Here is a 17,181-nt window from a genome sequence, read left to right as displayed (position 1 = left end):
GTGTTACTCCACTTTCACCACTTCTAGATGAGGGCCACCTAAAAGTACCAGATATTTTTCAACGTGCTCTTGGCCATAGGAACGGCGAAGAGCTTCTGCATAGAGATCGAGCTGATCTCGGTAGCGTTCGACCAATTGGCTAGGGAACTTGTAGTGATCTGTCTTGTAGTCAAAGAGCAGGATCCGATCTTCTAGCACGATATACCCATCCAAGATCCCCCGAACGACAAAGTCCTCGCCACTAGCTGGATCTTTCTTCAGCATGGCAAAGGGGGCTTCACGATGAACACGAGGGGCTTCTCTTTGAAGCAAGGCCCCCAAAGGCGTCTCATAGAAAGCGAGAATAGCCTCTAGCTTGATGCGCGCTTTGACCGCTGGCTCTGCTTGGACTTGCTCCAAGGCTTGACGCAGTGTATCAAGAGTGATTTCTTCTTCAAGAGGCACGCGCTGCATGAGTTCATGGACAGCACTACCAACTTGGGCTCCCGTCACCGCTTTTTCTGGACCAAAAGTTGGAAGTTCAAACTCAGGTGTCACGGTCTTCGCATCCATGATTTGGACGCCATTGGCATCCATGACCGGCTCGTAGAATTTCTTGATCTGGCTAGGGGTACGGACACTAGGTAAATGAATGGCCGGAGCGTAGAGCTGATTGAGACGATCAACATTTTCCAAGATATCCAAAGCCCGACGAATATCCTCTGACTGGCGGACATCCTTGAGCTGATCCAGGCGGGAATCCTTCTCCTTCTCTAGTGGCTCCAGCTGATCCGTTGTCAGGTCTTCATCTGTCACAAAACGCGTGTCATAAGCCAGTGTATTCTTGGCGAACACATCTTGAATAGCAAAGAGCCAGTCCTGATAAGAGGTCCATTCTTTTCTTTTTTCCGGATCCAGCTTGCCATTGCGACTGGTCCCCCAATCGGTATCACGCAGTTTGTCCTCCCGGCCTTTTCCGACCAGATAGAGCTTAAGCTCGGCCCGTGTCATAGCAACATATAGAAGACGCATCTGCTCTGAAATCGTGGCTAATTTTGTTTCTTCCACATTGCCTTGGTAGCAAGGTGTTTCGATCTGCAGGCGAATGGACTCTGGAGCAGCTGGATTTTCGGTCTCAACTGGAAGGTTCGCAATGTATTTAAAACCAATCCCTTTTTGACGGCTGAGAATGATTGGCCCCGATTGATCCTTGCGGTTAAAGGCCTTGTCCATATTGAGAAGAAAGACATACTTGAATTCCAGTCCCTTACTCTTATGAACCGTCATGAGCTGGACGGCATCTTTTGGTGCCGCCAGAGGGACGCTGGCCAAATCGTGTTCATTTTCGATCACCTTATCGATCATAGCAATGAAGCGCGACAAGCCCTTAAAACTGGCCTTCTCGTAATCATTGGCCCGAAGCGTCAAGGCATAGAGGTTGGCCTGGCGCTGGACGCCATTTGGAAGGGCACCAACATAATCGTAGTAATAGCGATCCTCATAGATTTTCCACAACAAATCATAAAGCGAAGAGGTCTTGGCAGCAGCCCGCCAAGTAGATAAAACCTTGAGGAAGTTCTCAATTTTAGCGAAGAGCTTGGCATCAATCAGATTGGCATGCTCTGCAGTTTTTTCAAGGGCTAACTGGACTTTGTGGTAGAAGTCCACTTGCTTTTGCTCTGGAAGCGACTGCAAGGAAATCCGTGCCAGCTCATCTTCATCAAAGTCAAACATAGGGGATTTCATAAGGGCTACTAAGGGATAATCATGCAAAGGGTTGTTGATGCTCCGCAAGGTATCCAGCATGACCATCACTTCCAGCGACTCAAGATAATGCGCCTGTCCGCTATCTGCCACAATCGGAATCTGGTAGCGGTCAAACGCTTCCAGAATCGCATCATTTCGAGTCCGTGTCGCGGTCAAGAGGGTGATCTCTTTAAAGGGTACTTTTTCCACCCGATGGAGGCGTAAAATTTCTTTGATGACAAGGAGAATTTCTCCCTTGGAAACGGTCTCAAGGCCGGATATAACTTCCTCATCTTCGGCCTTTTCTTCCTGGTCTTGGCTACCATCATAGAGCAAAAACTCTGCCCGATGTTGTGGCAAGGCCATCCGCTGCTTGTCGCTTCCTGCAACTAGATAGTGGGTTTGATTGTAGTCAATCTCCCCTACCTCTTCGTCCATCAAATGGCGAAAGACATCATTGGTCGCATCCAACACTTCCACATGGCTCCGGAAATTTTCCTTGAGGAGGATCAAACGCCCTTTCGCCCCTTCTTCTTGGTAGGCCTTAAATTTGTCATTGAAAATCTGTGGATCTGCCTGTCGAAAGCGGTAAATGGATTGCTTGATATCCCCCACCATGAAGCGATTGTGGCCATTTGACAGCAAATCCAACATCCGCTCTTGGGTGTGGTTGGTATCCTGGTACTCATCGACCATGACCTCGTGGTAGCGCTCTTGAAAGGCTTGTCTCACCTCTGGAAATTGCTCTAAAATTTGAATGGCAAAATGACTGATATCCCCAAATTCATAAGCCTTTTCTTGGATTTTTCGCTCCAGATAAGCCTGAGCAAAGTCTCTGATAAAGTCCCGCAGCAAAGAGAGCATGGGCCCTTCTTCTTGGTGGAAGTTTTTTTGAAATTCTAGCTGATAGAGCTGATTTTCCAAGTCTCTGAGGCGATTGATATGAAGGTTTTTGTCTTGGTTATAAGCCGTGACCAGGTCTTTTAGCTCTTCTTTTCGGACCCTGTTGGTCAAGGCTCCCCCATTTGAAGCTCGACTAATCGCCACGACTGCCTTTAGGACAGAGGTCAGTTGCGCTTTATTAGGGCGCTCTGTGAGGCTTCCAATCTGATCCAGCACCTCTTGCACGGCTTCCAAATATTTGGCCTTGCCAAATGCTTGGCCCTCATTGGACAAATGAAAGTCAAAAAAGCTCTCTGCCTCATAGAGGGCCTGCTGGATGCTCTCCATCAGAGCACCTTCAATCTGTTCAAAATCGGTCTCTTCATAGCCTTTTAGGAAATGCTCTTCCAGCCATTTCTCTGGATCACTAGTCGACTGAAGAAAGTCATAGATTTGGTAGACTTGCTCTTTAAACAAGGTCAAATTTTTGCGTTGCCCCGTGAAATTCTTGACCATCTGGACAAAAGCTTCTTGATTTTCCCCTTGGTAATAGCGGTCAAAAACAGTCTGAAAGACTTCATTTTGTAAGAGACGCTGCTCACTGGCATTTTGTAAAATCCGAAACTGGGGCGCCAACCCAAGCAAATAGCCGTAGCGCGTTAGGACCTTTTGGGTAAAGGAGTCCATGGTTCCGATATCGCTTGTGGCGACATCTGCGATTTGACGGGCCAGGTGTTGCTTGAGTTCTGGGTCATCGCTCGCTTGCAGGGCTTTTCCAAGTTCACTTTCCAAACGTTCCTTAAGCTCTCCTGCTGCCTTGACCGTAAAGGTCGAGATAAAGAGCTCCTTAATCGAAATGCCTCGCTGGATCTGATCCAGTATCCGCTGCACCATGACAAAGGTCTTCCCTGAACCAGCAGAGGCCGACACCAAGATATTGGCCCCCGAACTATAGATGGCATCGATCTGTTCTGCTGTTCGCTTTTGCTCTTTGGTAGAGGCTGCCTCTTGGGCCTGAAGGGCCTTGATTTCATCTCTTGTCAAAAATGCTTGTTTGATCATTTGTTCAAGACCTCCTTCATCTTCTCGATCCAAGCGGCTTTCACCTTTTCACCGCGTATTCCTTTTTGGTCTAGTTTGGTCAAGAATCGTGCCTGACCGAGGTGACGATCCGCTTCAAATCCTGTGATGGATTTAAACTGGTCCACATATGGTGCGATATTGCGCCCATTTTCACTATAGGGATTGATAGCAAATTGCCCCTTGAGAATCCCTTCTGCTGCTGTTTTATAGAGATAAGCATTGTACAAGAGGAGCAGGTCCAGCTCTTCCTTAGTCAGCATCATGGCCTTGTTCTTATCATATTCCTCGCCCAGATAAGGCGCCTGATCTGCCATAAAGAGTCCCTTGTATTGCTGACTCCTCATGGTTTGGTTGATGGCATCGTCGACTGTCTTGGTCTTTTTCAAATCTATTACGGGATCTCCCATTTCCAAATACATGGCTCCGAAAATCCCCTGCTCCTCTTGGTATTCCTTCAAATCCTGAATCGCAGAAAGATAGGTTGGCAATTGAGAATTCAGGCCATTAAAGAACTTGTCATAGTGGAATTGCGTCAAGCTCGACTTGTAGTCCACGACTCCGAGGGCTCCGCGATCACTTAACTGATCAATACGGTCCACCTTGCCCCTTAGCTGCAGGAGACGGCCATCAGACAATGGATAAGAGGTGTGGGTGCTCCCACCAAAGAGGGTCTCCTCACCGATGGTCTCGATACCATTTTGCTGAGCGAGGACCCGGCCCGTTGTTTTAGCGGTATCAAGAAGCAAGTTTTGAATAAACTTGGTCTCTCCATTTTCTCCATACAATTGCTGGAATTCCGCTTCCTGGCTGGTTTCTCGAATTGCCTCGCTTAAACGCTGATCAAAAGCTTGATCGGAGCCGTCTTTTAAGACTCGTTCAAAGATCCGGTGCAGGAAATTCCCATGACTGCGAGCGTCTGGCCGGATGGTCTCATCCTCTTGTAAGCCCAAGACATAGCGCAGATAAAAGGCATACTGGTGCTTGTAGTATTCATTCAAGGCAGAAGCGGATAAGGTCAAGGCTTTTCCTTTAGGATAGAGCGCTTGAAGCGTATCCGACTGGAGCTGACGACTCTTTAATTCCGTTGAAATCTGAGGAATCTGAATGCCTTCCGCTTGCAATTTCTTTCGCAAGACCCGCACGGCCACACCCCAAAAGCTGGCTTCTTCAGCAGACAACTCACTAGTGATCTCTTCTTGATGGAGTTCGATCACGCGCGCTAAGAGGGCTCGGTAGGTCCCGATGTCATCACTTGAAGCTTGGGCTTGTTTGGTCGTCCACTCGATGGCAATGGGCTCCTTGGCCAATTCTAGAAGGTAAGGAGAGACACTATCTTCCGTTTCATTGACCAAGCTAGGGGCCGATAGGACCAGTTGTTCGGTTGCTGCATTAAGTAGCGAAACCGCCACAAAGCGATTCTTCTTGAGATTTTCGCTGGTCACCACCTGGAGCTCTGCTCCTTCTTGGGTGGCCTCATTGAGCTGTTGTCGTTCTTCTTCACTGAGAAGCGAGGTGTTTTGGGCGATCTTGGGGAAACGCTCCTGGGTTAGCCCGATCGCGTAGACATAAGGGGCTGTCAAGGGTTCAATCAAGTCGTAGGACTGAACCGTCACCACATCGACTGTAGCAGGAACTGTCCGGTATTGTGACAATTGCATGCCGGATAAGACAAGAGCTAGAAAGTCATCCACTGTCAGTTCTTGGTCCTCAAAAACAAGATTCAATTCTTCTAAGACGTGGAGGAAGGCCTTCCAGACCTGGTCATAGCGTTCCTGCTCTTCCAAAGTTAGATCCTTGATCAAAGCTTGTAGATTCTGAGAAAGCTGAGACTCTTTCAGAAATTCTGTAAAGGCGGTTAAGAGATGGGTCACCTTTTGTTTGCGCTGTGAAAAGAAGGGAGCTAGAGGTTCTACGACGCGTTCTCGGAGGGCATTGAGTGCTTCTAGATTAAACTTACCCTGACGATTGCTGGTAAAGGGCTTGTGAAATTTTGTAGCACCTTTTACTTCCGCAAAGCCAAGGTACTGCTCAAAAGTATCGACTTCTTCTTGCGTCAAATCTCTATAAAGTCCCGTTTTCAACAGATTGATGATATCTTCTGTCTGGTAATTGAACTGCTTGATCCGTCCTAGCGATTCAATGACCTGAATCAAGGGATGGTGGACCATGGCCTCACTTCGTCCCAAGTAAAAGGGGATCTGATACTGGTCAAAAATGGTCTTGAGTTGCAGTTGATAAGCTTCCACATCGCCTAACAAGACCCGAATATCCCGATAGCGTGCGCCGTCATGAAGACGTTGACGGATGGATTTAGCGACAAATTCCAACTCTTCTTTTTGTGTATTGGTTTGCCAGAGTTGAACAGCGGTTCGGTCTTGCTCCGTAAGCACATTTTCCACCTGTGAAAAATCGTAGCGCGCTTCTACCATGCGGGTCATGCAACTAAAGGAGTCTTCGATCGCTTGCCCACAATATTGAGGCTGAACCTGAAAAGTTTTTGCCAACCGAAGGAGAAAGTCAACACTGGCCTGGTAAAGATTGCCCTCTCTAAAGGTTGCACGATAGGCTTTTTCGCTGGCATAGACCCCGATGACAATCTCCACCCCTTTTCTGTGAAGAAGACTAATCAAAGCCTCTTCTTCCGCAGAAAAACGTGTGAAGCCATCGACGACGATCGCCACCTCTTTCAATTGCTCTTCCAAGTGCCCCTCTTCAATCTGATTGAGTAAAACAGCAATCTTGGACTGGGATTCATACCGATGCTGGGCCAAGATCTCAGAGACTGCTTCAAAAATTGCCAAGAGGTCCTCTCTTTTTTCAGCTTCCTCGAGTAACTCTAAATCTGTAAAATCCATCTGGGCCGTCTGCAATTCATGATAGAGCTGAACCAGTTGCTGGATAAACTGAGGATCCTTGCGCAGGGCTCCGTAGACCTTAAGATCCTGGTCCTTCATGTGGGAAAGAGCTTTAAAAAATAGCATACCTAGACCGATGTCATCCAAGGCTTGCTCCTCAAAAACCTGATTCAGGATGAAATAACGGGCCATTTGAGCAAAGCGCGTAACGGTTATGGCAAAAGAAGCCTGACCTTCTAAATAGGACAAGACCTTGGCTTCTTTTTCAAAGGACAGAGAGTTAGGTGCTATGTAAAACACACGCTTGCCATCTTCTACTAACCTTACGGCTTCTTGCGTCAGGACCTGGGTCAAGGGGGTCCGAACATCCGTATAGAGTAATTTCATCCGATCCGTTCTCCTTTGGGCACTTTCTTGAGAGCTTATTATCTTCTTATTATATCATTTTCGCAGGAGGGACTAAAGCAAGAAGTCATGCTCCTCTTGCCCCAATTTTAGTCCATTTGTGCTACAATAAAAGCTGAAAAGACAGAAAGGATGACAACTATGACCAGCATTTATGATTTTTCTTTAGAAAACCAACAAGGGGAAGAAATTTCTCTTTCCCACTACCAAGGTAAGGTCCTCATCGTAGTGAATACGGCGACCGGTTGTGGCCTAACCCCACAATACCAGGGACTACAAGATCTCTACCAGCGCTACCAGGAAAAGGGGTTTGAAATCCTAGATATCCCTTGTAACCAATTCATGGGGCAAGCTCCAGGAACTGCAGAAGAAATCAATAGCTTCTGTAGCCTCAACTACCAGACCACCTTCCCACGATTCGCCAAAGCCAAGGTCAATGGCAAAGAGGCCCTTCCTCTTTATGACTGGCTCAAAAGCCAAGCAGCCGGACCACTGGGCAAACGCATCGAATGGAACTTCGCAAAATTTGTCATCGACCGACAAGGCCAAGTCGCCCAACGCTTCTCCTCAAAAACAGAGCCCGCTGCAATGGAAGACTTGATCCAAAAATTGCTTGATAACTAAAAGACGCTCTGGTTAATCATAAAACTAGAGCGTCTTTTATTAATTAAATCAATAATAAGTTATTGGTACAACACACAACCAATAGTTTCAAGCAAAAATTTGATAGTAATTTACTTATAAAAATCCTTCATTAAGTTATTTAAGTCAGTTTTTAGAATAATTTGCCTATCTTGAGTTAATTGACATTTTTCCTCATGGATTAGTTTTTCTAATATCTTTTCTCCTAATACTCCACCAATATGAAACTTTCTTTCAGAAAAATCTAAACATAATTTGATATTAGGATTAGACTGATAACCCAACCATTGCTGTATAGCATTACTTCCTGCTTGAGTTAAAGAGTAGCTGATAGGGGATTCCTGTTCCATTAATTTATTTTGAATAAACCACTCAAATATTGAAACTCCTGCTTTCCCTGCTAAATGGTGCAAACATATCCGTGCTTTACCAAGCTTAATTGCTTGAGGACGTCTAGACAGTTTTGCAATAGCTTGTCTTCCTTGCTCCGTGGTGAGAGTATTATCATTATTTAATTTATAGTAAATTCGGCCGTAAAAGTTAAATAAAACTATTTTAGGACTAGCCTTTAAAAAAGCAATTTCACTTTTCGATAAAGAACACCCTAAAGTTCTTTCAATCTCATTTTGGGTGAGAAAACGGTTAGCTGATAAAACCGAGATAATTTGTGACGTTGACATAGTAGTTCACCACCTTTTTAATGATTAAAGCCTCAATTTTTAAAGAAATGGTAGAAATTCGGCATAAGTTGTGTAATGAGCTGTGTTGGCTCATAAAGAACGAATTTTTTAGCTTTAGTTGTCGTTAATAAGTTAGCATCCTTTAAAATTTGTAAATGTCTGGATATACTTGAATTACTCATTAATAAAATTTGAGCCAAAGATTGTGTCGTACTTGGTTTATCAATAACATAATTCATAATTTGTAAACGGACAGGGTCACTCAAAGCTTTAAAAATAGTAATCAAATTTTCCGGTGTGGAGTTATAGTAACTTGGCTGTTCTGTAATATCATAGGTAATAGCAATTCCTTGATTGAAAGATTCAACAAACAGATGAGGCCAAATAAAATAACTTGGTAATAACATAATAGAATCACTATCTTGCAGTTGGATTTCTTGGTCAAAAGGTTTAATGATGGCCAGCCTGTCCTTTCTCCAATGAATGCGGTCAATTTGCAAATGATTAAACATTTCTTCAAAACCATTTTCCCTTAAAAAAGAAGCTTGATGTTGGATTTCTGTTAAGAGCTTTCGTTGAATACCTTTACTTTTCCAAGTTTCATCAAATATTTCTTGGCGGTACCAATCAATAAAAGAGAAAAGATGTTGATAAACACCAGAGGCATTCTTCCTCAAGTCTATAAGTAACTGATTATCCTCATTCAAAGAAAAATCCTTCCATTCTAATCCTTTTGCTAATGTTGGAATGAAGGAGTTTTCTCTGTCACTGGACACTTTCTCTAAATGCTCAATTAATTGAATAGTTGGGAATTCATCAAGAAATTTCTTTAAATTTTGTATCTCTTCTTCAATCGTTGTCGCATGATAGCGAAAATTACAAAGTAAAATAGGAGAAACACCAAGTTCATAAAAAAGTTGAAAATAGTGAAGCTTCTCATAGAAATCATCTGTCAATCTATCTTGTATCTCAATGACCCAATCAATATTTATACCATGATGACGCGGGTTCAATAAGATATGTAAGCTTCTAAACAGTTCATTTAAGGGTGAGTACACAAATTGTATCCTTTGTGTTAATGTTTCATCCGTTTTCAGAGCATAGTTACTAAATTGAACTGTAATAGTCATGTGCATGTTCCTTCTAAACGATTCGATATTTTCAGAATCGATTGATTAAAATTTTATTTCATTGTATCATATTTATAATTTTTAGAAAAGAGGTTATATTTATGATACACGATACTAAACATTTAATTTACACAGCTAAACCCAAGGAGGAAATTTTATGAGTAGACGGTTGCAGGATTTACTAATAACAGTTATCGCAGGTATGGGAATGTTATTGTCAACTTTAGATACTGGTATTATCAATGTTGCACTATCTTTCCTAAAAGAGCAATTCCATACAACAGCTAATACTGCAGCTTTTACAATAACTGGATATGCACTGGCATTGGCAATATTCATACTTCCTTTAGGCATTTTTAGTGACAAATTCGGCAAACTAAAAATTTCTTACTTAGGATTCGTTCTTTTTGGACTTAGCTCGCTTTTTTGTGGGTTTGCTAATAGTATTGGTTGGCTTATCGCTGGGCGAGTAATTCAAGGAATTGGGGCAGCTGCCTTACAAGCTACTTCTGCAGCTTTGATTACAACATTAGTATCAGAAGAACAAAAAAATAGCTCTATTAGTATTTTAGGAGTTATGATAGGTTTAGGTCCTGTATTAGGTCCCTCTTTAGGTGGCATATTGCTATCTTTAAATGTTTGGCGATTTATTTTTTGGATAAATGTCCCTTTCGTAATTATTGGTATTATTTGCAATCACTATCTTCTTAACAAAGTTTCTGAGCAGACTAACAATCAAAAATTAGACACATCTGGAACAATTGTTAATGCAATAATGTTAATTTGCCTATTGTTAGGACTATCATTATTAAGTAAGAGTCATTTACAAATAATCAGTCTTTTTCTAATAATAATTAGTTTATTGATTGGTATTTTATTTTATCGAATTGAATTTATCCAAAAAAATCCACTTGTCAATGTTAAGGGACTTAAGGAGAATCCTAAAGTAATTTCTCACTTTTTACAGACGATTGCTTTTGGTTTTGCCTCTGCCATGATATTTTTACTACCTCCATTTATTTTTGAACAGTTATATCATTTAGGAGTAGGAGTTACTGGATTTCTTGTTTTGGGAGCTCCAGCTGGATTAGTTATCTTTTCACGAGTATCAGGAAAATTGAACTATGGGAGTAAAAACATAACTTTTAGTCGCTTAGGTTTGGGTATTATTTGCCTGTCTTTAATTTTCTTAGTATTTCTTAATCCCAAATGGTCTTATCTGTTTCTAACTTTTGGACTTTTTATTTATGGTGTTGGTGGTGGCTATTTTCAGCCTGCAAATATCGCTAGTATTATGCAAGCCAGTCCCATGGAAATGCAAGGAAGCACGGGAGCTTTACAACGAATGGTACAAAATATTGCCATTTCGGCTGGTTCAGCAGTCGGTTCAACCTGTCTAAATCTTTGGCCAAACAATCTATTATTAGCTACTCGGATTGGATGGGGAATTACATTAGTGTTAGTTATTATGAGTTTAAAGGACATGATTTTTTCAAAACACAATAATTAACTATAAAAAGGATTTCAGTGACTACTGAAATCTCAGAAAGTAGACAAACGTCATTTTTGGCGTTTGTCTTTTTGTTGTATTTTTGAAATTATTTGCTTTATCATCTATTATTTCATCCAAAAACCGGATTTAAAACAAAATAAAAAGGGATATTCGCTATCCATTTCACCAATTTTTTGATATTTAAACATGCCAAAGTAAGCCCAACGCTTCTCCTCCAAAACAGAACCAGCTGCTATGGAAGACTTAATCCAAGAATTGCTTGAGAAATAAGTAAAAAGCCTGAGCCAACGCTCAAGCTTTTTTGGTTTAATCAATTTCAAGTCCACCGGTGTAGAGGCGGTAATAGGTGCCACGTTCTGCCATCAAGGAAGCATGGTTGCCTCGCTCGATGATGCGTCCGTGGTCCATCACCATGATCACATCGGAATTGACAATCGTCGATAGACGGTGGGCGATAACAAAGACTGTCCGACCTTCCATCAGGCGGTCCATCCCTTCTTGCACCATCTTCTCTGTCCGCGAGTCGATCGAAGACGTCGCTTCGTCCAGAATCAAGACTGGCGCATTGGCAAGGGCTGCACGGGCAATGGCGATCAATTGCCGTTGACCATTTGAAAGGCCAGCTCCATCATCCGTCAAGACCGTTTCATAGCCCTGATCCAAGTGTTTGACAAAGGAATCCACATTGGCAATCCGAGCCGCCTCCAGAATCTCCTCACGAGTCGCATCTGCACGGCCATAAGCAATGTTTTCCGCAATGGTTCCCGTAAATAAGTGAGTATCTTGCAAAACAATACCGAGGGAGCGACGAAGAGAATCCTTATCGATTAATTTAACATCGATGCCATCATAAGTGATCATTCCAGACTGAATATCATAGAAACGGTTGATCAAATTGGTAATGGTGGTCTTACCCGCACCAGTCGCACCGACAAAGGCCACTTTTTGACCTTTTTCCGCGTAGAGATTAATCCCTTTAAGGATCTGCTTTTTCCCATCATAGGAGAAATCAACATGGTCAAAGACCACATGCCCCACCAGTTTGACCAACTGGTAGCTGCCATTTGGACGAGGATGTTTCCAAGCCCATTTGTTGGTTTTCTGATCAGTTTCGACCATTTCTCCATCGACCAGTTCATAGTTGACCAAGGTGACTTTCCCTTGATTGACTTCTTCTTCCTCATCCAAAAGATCAAAGACACGATCTCCACCAGCCAAGGCCATGAGGACAAAGTTCAATTGTTGAGAGACCTGAGCAATCGGACCCGTGAAGGAACGGTTCAATTGCAGAAAGGCCATCAGTCCACCGATGGTCAACCCACCGATACCGTTTAGGGCAATAATCCCACCGACCAAGGCTGTCAATACAAAGGAAACATTTCCTAGATTTCCAAGAACCGGCATGAGGACATTGGCATAGCGGTTGGCTTGGTATGAAGATTCAAAGAGTTGGTCATTAATGCGATCAAAATCTTCGATGCTTTCTGCTTCATGGACAAAGGCCTTAACCACTTTTTGACCCGACATCATTTCTTCAATAAAGCCATTTTCGATCCCTAAGTTCTTTTGTTGGGCCCCAAAGTAACGACCAGACTTGCCAGAAACATCCTTGATAATAAAGAACATAACAAGGACCATCACCAGAACAATCAGGAACAAAAGTGGACTAACCGTCAGCATGGTAATCGTTACCCCAAGGATGGTAATGGCTGAAGAGATGAGTTGGGGAATGGATTGTTCAATGGCCTGACGAAGGGCATCAATATCATTGGTATAGATGGACATGATGTCCCCGTGTTGGTGGGTATCAAAGTAGCGAACCGGTAGTTTTTGCATACGGGCAAACAACTGATTTCGAAGACTTCTAAGCGAATCTTGAGAAACCGTCGCCATGATCAAGGTAAAGCCATAGTTAGCAAGTACCCCGATCAAACAGATCAAACTAACCCGCATCAGGAAGGACAAGAGCGGTCCAAAATCCTGGCTGTTGCTTGTCAGCATGGGCTCTACATAGACATCGACCAAGGACTGAATCGAAGCTATCACATTGACCGTCGCAAGAGACGATAGAACGATCAAGATAGAGGAGATGATCAGGGCAAGTTTATAGTTCTTCCAAAGGAAGTTGAGCAAGCGAAGGAGCGAGCCTAGATTTGCTTTTTTCTTAGTTTTCATCTGCTTCTCCTTTCCCTTGTGTTTGCATTTCGTATACTTCTTGGTAAATGGCGTTGGTCGCAAGCAGTTCCTCGTGACGACCGATGGCATCGATCTGACCATCATTCATGACGATAATGCGATCTGCATCTTGAATCGAGGAAATCCGTTGACCAATGATGATCTTGGTGGTCTCTTTCAAGCTGGTGGCCAACCCTTGACGGATCAAGCTATCCGTCTTGGTATCGACCGCAGAAGTCGAATCGTCCAGAATCAAAATCTTCGGATTCATGAGAAGGGCACGCGCGATACAAAGACGTTGACGTTGACCACCTGATACGTTGGACCCACCGCGTTCAATCTTGGTGTCATAGCCCTCTTTGAAATCTTGAATAAATTCATCGGCTTGCGCAATCTTACAAGCTGCAATGATCTCTTCATCCGTCGCATCTTTCTTTCCCCAGCGCATATTTTCTTTAATCGTACCAGAGAAAAGGACATTGGTCTGTAGAACCATAGCCACTTGCTTGCGAAGAGCATCGAGATCGTACTCTTTGACATCGTGGCCCGCTACTGTCACCCGACCAGACTCGACATCATAGAGACGAGGAATCAACTGTACCAGGCTCGATTTCCCAGAACCTGTCCCCCCCAGGATCCCAATGACTTCACCGGAAGAAATCGAAAGATTCAACCCTTGTAAAACATGGGTCTTATCGCCATTTTCATCGGTATAGGCAAAGGTTACATCCTCAAAGTCAATTGCTCCATTGGCCACTTCTTTGAGGCCATTTTTGGGAGAGTCAATCGTCGTTTTGGTCGTCAAAACTTCATTGATCCGCTCGACAGAAGCCATGGAAATGGACAACATGACAAAGATCATCATAAACATCATGAGCGACATGAGAATGGTCATGGTGTAGCTAAACATAGAGGTCAAATTTCCAGTAGAGAGCTGGCCACCAACGATCAGATGAGCCCCAATCCAAGAGATCAAAAGGAAGGAAGCATACATCGAAAGCATCATAGCTGGGCTACTAAAGACAACGACACGGATGGCCTTCATAAACATGTTGTAAATCAAGCGTGAAGCCTTCTTAAACTTAACCGTTTCATCTGCTTCTTTGACATAAGACTTGACCACCCGCATATTGGTGATGTTTTCTTTAATACTATTATTTAAATTGTCATAGGCTTCAAAAACCTCCGTAAAGAGCGGATACACAATCTTCATAATGATGCTGAGAACTGCTGCCAAAAAGATGGTCACATAGACAAAGATCATGGCCATCTCTGCATTGATCATAAAACAAGCCACAATGGCAAAGATCAAATTGAGCGGTGCACGCACACAGATCCGAATGATCATTTGATAAGAATTCTGCACATTGGTCACGTCCGTCATCATCCGAGTAACCAGCCCACCTGATGAAAACTGGTCAATATTTTCAAACGAGAAGGTTTGGACCTTTTTGAAAATAGCTCGACGAAGGTTTTTGGCAAAACCAGCCGATGCATAGGCGCCATAACGGGCCGACTGCATCCCACAAAAGAGGGAGCAAAAGGCACAGACCAGCATGAGTCCACCATAAAACAAGATATTCTGCATATTTCTTTGTAGCACACCTTGGTCTAGCAAACTCGCCATGACAAAGGGAATTGAAATCTCAAACATGACTTCAAAGACCATAAACAAGGAAGCCAAAATCGAGGGCTTCTTGAATTCTTTGATCTCGGAAATTAAGGATCGAATCATCATTACCTCCAATAAGTTTCATACTTTTACCCGTGGTAGAAACAAGGTTTCCTCCCACTAAAAATAGGTCAAAACACACAAAATTCCCTGAGGGAAAGACCCTAGGGATTACGCATGTATATTGAGTTAGTACCATTGTAAACTAAATTCGCAAAAAAAGCAAGATTTTTAGATAGGATCAGTTTTTCTGTTGATCCACTACAAAAGAGTCTGGGACACAAGTCCTAGCCTCTCAATTGTCTTTGGATTGTAGATCAAGACGCAGTGGTTGAGTGGGCCCTACTACGCTGATTTCATCAGTTTTTACAGACCTACTCAACTGTGCGGAGGTGGGACGACGAAATCGAATTCTAACGAATGACCGATTTCTGTCCCACTCTCTCTATGCCTTTCCTATCTTATTCTTCCTTAGACATTTCGACGAGATTCAAGAAGCGATCAACGTAAGATTTATTTTCTTTCAAATCCTTTTTCAGTCTTTGTGCCTCTGTCAATTTATCCGTAATCAAGCCATCAATGGGTTGTTGCAAATACTTGGTCAATTTTTGTTTATCATTGATGGTCCAGACATAAAGCTCTTTTTTCATCTTATGAGCCTGAGTCACCAAATCCTCCTGATAAGAAAAGTCTTCAATGGCAAAAAAGTCGACCGAGGCCTTCTCAAAACGACCAAATTGAATCGGAATGACATAGCCGGTCTTAATTTCCGGAGCTTTCTTCTCAACCTTTTCCATGACCGACAGATCCAAAGACATGGCTGGATAGTCCTTATCAACTCCCAGCTCCTTCATCTTCTGGACAAAGAGGTCTACATAATTAGCTGGCTCTCCACCATGGGGCTTGAGCTCAACCAAAAGCTTTATGTTCAATTCTTTGGCCCGTTTGACATACTCCTCAAAGGATGGGATGTGACTCGTGTGACCATCCTGTTGAATCTTGAGGCCTTGCACCTCAGCTAGGGTCATGTCTTTTACATCCCTATCCACCCCGGCCAGGCGCTTGAGATTGTAGTCATGCATGACGACAAATTGATGGTCCTTGGTAAGGAGAATATCCATCTCCGCATAAGCTGCTTTTTTCTTAGCAGCGGCTTCTAAGGCTTCCAGGGAATTTTCAACCCCTTTCGAAATATCTCCTCGATGAGCGATGAGCTTGATCTGGTCATTGACCTTTAGGGTTGCAAGTTCAAAGGCTGATATCCCCGATTGGAACATGAGAAAGACCACTGTCAGAGCAAAGAGTCCCTTCATCTTTCGACTGCCTTTTGAGCGCATGACTGATCGGCTCGGTACTTCCCATGCAGAGTCCAAGATGATGCCGAGCGACCCCACCTTTGTCAAGACTGTGAAAATGAAAAGGAAGGTTCGAATCAAGACCAAAAAGGCCGTCACCACCCAGAAATACTGGCCCTCTTTATCGATCACGGTCAAGGCGAAAACCAGACCCAGGACCAGCAGAATCCCAAGGAAAGTTAAGAGAAACTCAAAGGACAGAATTCTCCATAAGAGACGAAAGCCACCTTTTTTGGTCATATTCCAACTTTTTTTCAAGGCACGACCAAATGGTAAGTCCTCCACCACGAGGTTGGGAACCGTATAGATCAAGCGAAGATTGAGATAGAGAAGGGTCAGCTCTACCACTAAGAGCCCGATCGAGCCGATCGTGGTCTTTTCAAACTCTCCTGTGATAAAGTTTGGAATATAAAGACCATCTGTCAGGGTCGATCCAATCAAGACACCTGCGACAGGCAAGGTCAAAAGGAGATAAAGCAGAAAATAAAGCAGGTTTCTACCCGCTAGATCCTTCAAGCGACCAAATGATTGGCGCAGCACCTTTTTAAAGGACAAGTGCTGATCGGTACGCGACAGATAAATGACCGAAATCAGGGTCCGCATCTCCAGCATAAACAAGAAGGCAAAGACCATGATAAAGACCAAAAGAGCCAGCAAGCTTAAGGGATGGCTCATGACAGAAACAAGGTTGTTCTTATCAATATTGGCCTGACCCGAGAGTAAAATAGCCAGTTGAAAGACCCAGCTCAAGGCCGCAGCACCAATGCCAACGACAAATTGTAGCAAAATCCCAATCGCGATAAAGGACCATTTGTTGCGCCAGATCAAGTAAAAGGCCCCCTTCAAGTCTTGCCAGTAACTCCGTTTCATCATGTCTCCCTTTCATTTCCATTATTCCCCTAGAATAGCGAAAAAAGCTCTCCCTGTCAATCATTTATTACAAGCAAAAAAGGCTGGGACAAAATTCCTAGCCTCTTTCTATGTTTATTTGGATTGTCGAGCAAGACGCAGTGGTTGAGTGGGCTCTACTACGCTGATTTCATCAGCTTTTACAGCCCTACTCA

General features: G+C 43.4%; 10 protein-coding genes and 1 pseudogene. 2 read left to right on the top strand and 9 right to left on the bottom strand.

Going from position 1 to position 17,181, the window contains the following annotated elements:
* Positions 1–3: 3 nt before the first annotated feature.
* Entirely contained in the window at positions 4–3,669 is a 3,666-nt protein-coding gene (gene addA, locus JX304_RS02105) for a helicase-exonuclease AddAB subunit AddA (protein WP_205011054.1), read from the bottom strand.
* Complete coding sequence (rexB, locus tag JX304_RS02100) at positions 3,666–6,932, bottom strand: ATP-dependent nuclease subunit B (protein WP_205011053.1); 3,267 nt, start codon at positions 6,930–6,932, stop codon at positions 3,666–3,668. The genes addA and rexB overlap by 4 nt, the downstream gene beginning before the upstream one ends.
* Before the next feature lie 159 nt (positions 6,933–7,091).
* On the opposite strand from rexB, the gene JX304_RS02095 reads away from it, so the two are divergent.
* The gene (locus tag JX304_RS02095; protein ID WP_205011052.1) at positions 7,092–7,574 is read left to right on the top strand and encodes a glutathione peroxidase; all 483 of its coding nucleotides are present in this window, start codon (positions 7,092–7,094) and stop codon (positions 7,572–7,574) included.
* 110 nt (positions 7,575–7,684) lie between these two features.
* On the opposite strand, the gene JX304_RS02090 is transcribed toward JX304_RS02095, so the two are convergent.
* The 3 genes and pseudogenes from JX304_RS02090 to JX304_RS02080 all read right to left on the bottom strand — a co-directional run bounded on the left by JX304_RS02090 (position 7,685) and on the right by JX304_RS02080 (position 9,402).
* A complete protein-coding gene (locus tag JX304_RS02090; protein ID WP_187540688.1) occupies positions 7,685–7,942 on the bottom strand; it encodes a transcriptional regulator in 258 nt (85 codons plus the stop codon).
* A 22-nt stretch (positions 7,943–7,964) separates the two neighbouring features.
* A pseudogene (locus JX304_RS10925) lies at positions 7,965–8,272 on the bottom strand (hypothetical protein).
* 32 nt (positions 8,273–8,304) lie between these two features.
* Positions 8,305–9,402 (bottom strand): ArsR/SmtB family transcription factor, encoded by a 1,098-nt coding sequence (locus JX304_RS02080; RefSeq protein WP_205011051.1) that lies wholly within the window; start codon positions 9,400–9,402, stop codon positions 8,305–8,307.
* A 157-nt stretch (positions 9,403–9,559) separates the two neighbouring features.
* Between JX304_RS02080 and JX304_RS02075 the strand changes: the two genes are divergently transcribed.
* The gene (locus tag JX304_RS02075) at positions 9,560–10,912 is read left to right on the top strand and encodes an MFS transporter (RefSeq protein ID WP_205011050.1); all 1,353 of its coding nucleotides are present in this window, start codon (positions 9,560–9,562) and stop codon (positions 10,910–10,912) included.
* A gap of 107 nt (positions 10,913–11,019) precedes the next feature.
* Here the strand turns inward: JX304_RS02075 and JX304_RS02070 are convergent, their stop codons facing one another.
* The 4 genes from JX304_RS02070 to JX304_RS02055 all read right to left on the bottom strand — a co-directional run bounded on the left by JX304_RS02070 (position 11,020) and on the right by JX304_RS02055 (position 16,987).
* Positions 11,020–11,229 carry a hypothetical protein gene (locus JX304_RS02070; protein ID WP_205011075.1) on the bottom strand — a complete coding sequence of 70 codons (210 nt, stop codon included), beginning with the start codon at positions 11,227–11,229 and terminating at the stop codon, positions 11,020–11,022.
* The gene (locus JX304_RS02065; protein WP_205011049.1) at positions 11,222–13,090 is read right to left on the bottom strand and encodes an ABC transporter ATP-binding protein; all 1,869 of its coding nucleotides are present in this window, start codon (positions 13,088–13,090) and stop codon (positions 11,222–11,224) included. The genes JX304_RS02070 and JX304_RS02065 overlap by 8 nt, the downstream gene beginning before the upstream one ends.
* The gene (locus JX304_RS02060; protein ID WP_205011048.1) at positions 13,080–14,825 is read right to left on the bottom strand and encodes an ABC transporter ATP-binding protein; all 1,746 of its coding nucleotides are present in this window, start codon (positions 14,823–14,825) and stop codon (positions 13,080–13,082) included. Before JX304_RS02060 ends, JX304_RS02065 begins: the two co-directional genes overlap by 11 nt.
* A 398-nt stretch (positions 14,826–15,223) precedes the next feature.
* The gene (locus JX304_RS02055; RefSeq protein ID WP_205011047.1) at positions 15,224–16,987 is read right to left on the bottom strand and encodes a glycerophosphoryl diester phosphodiesterase membrane domain-containing protein; all 1,764 of its coding nucleotides are present in this window, start codon (positions 16,985–16,987) and stop codon (positions 15,224–15,226) included.
* Positions 16,988–17,181: the final 194 nt, after the last annotated feature.

The organism is Streptococcus parasanguinis (assembly GCF_901875555.1).
GTDB classification, from domain to species: domain Bacteria; phylum Bacillota; class Bacilli; order Lactobacillales; family Streptococcaceae; genus Streptococcus; species Streptococcus parasanguinis_H.
This window is presented reverse-complemented; position numbering and strand designations above follow the sequence as displayed.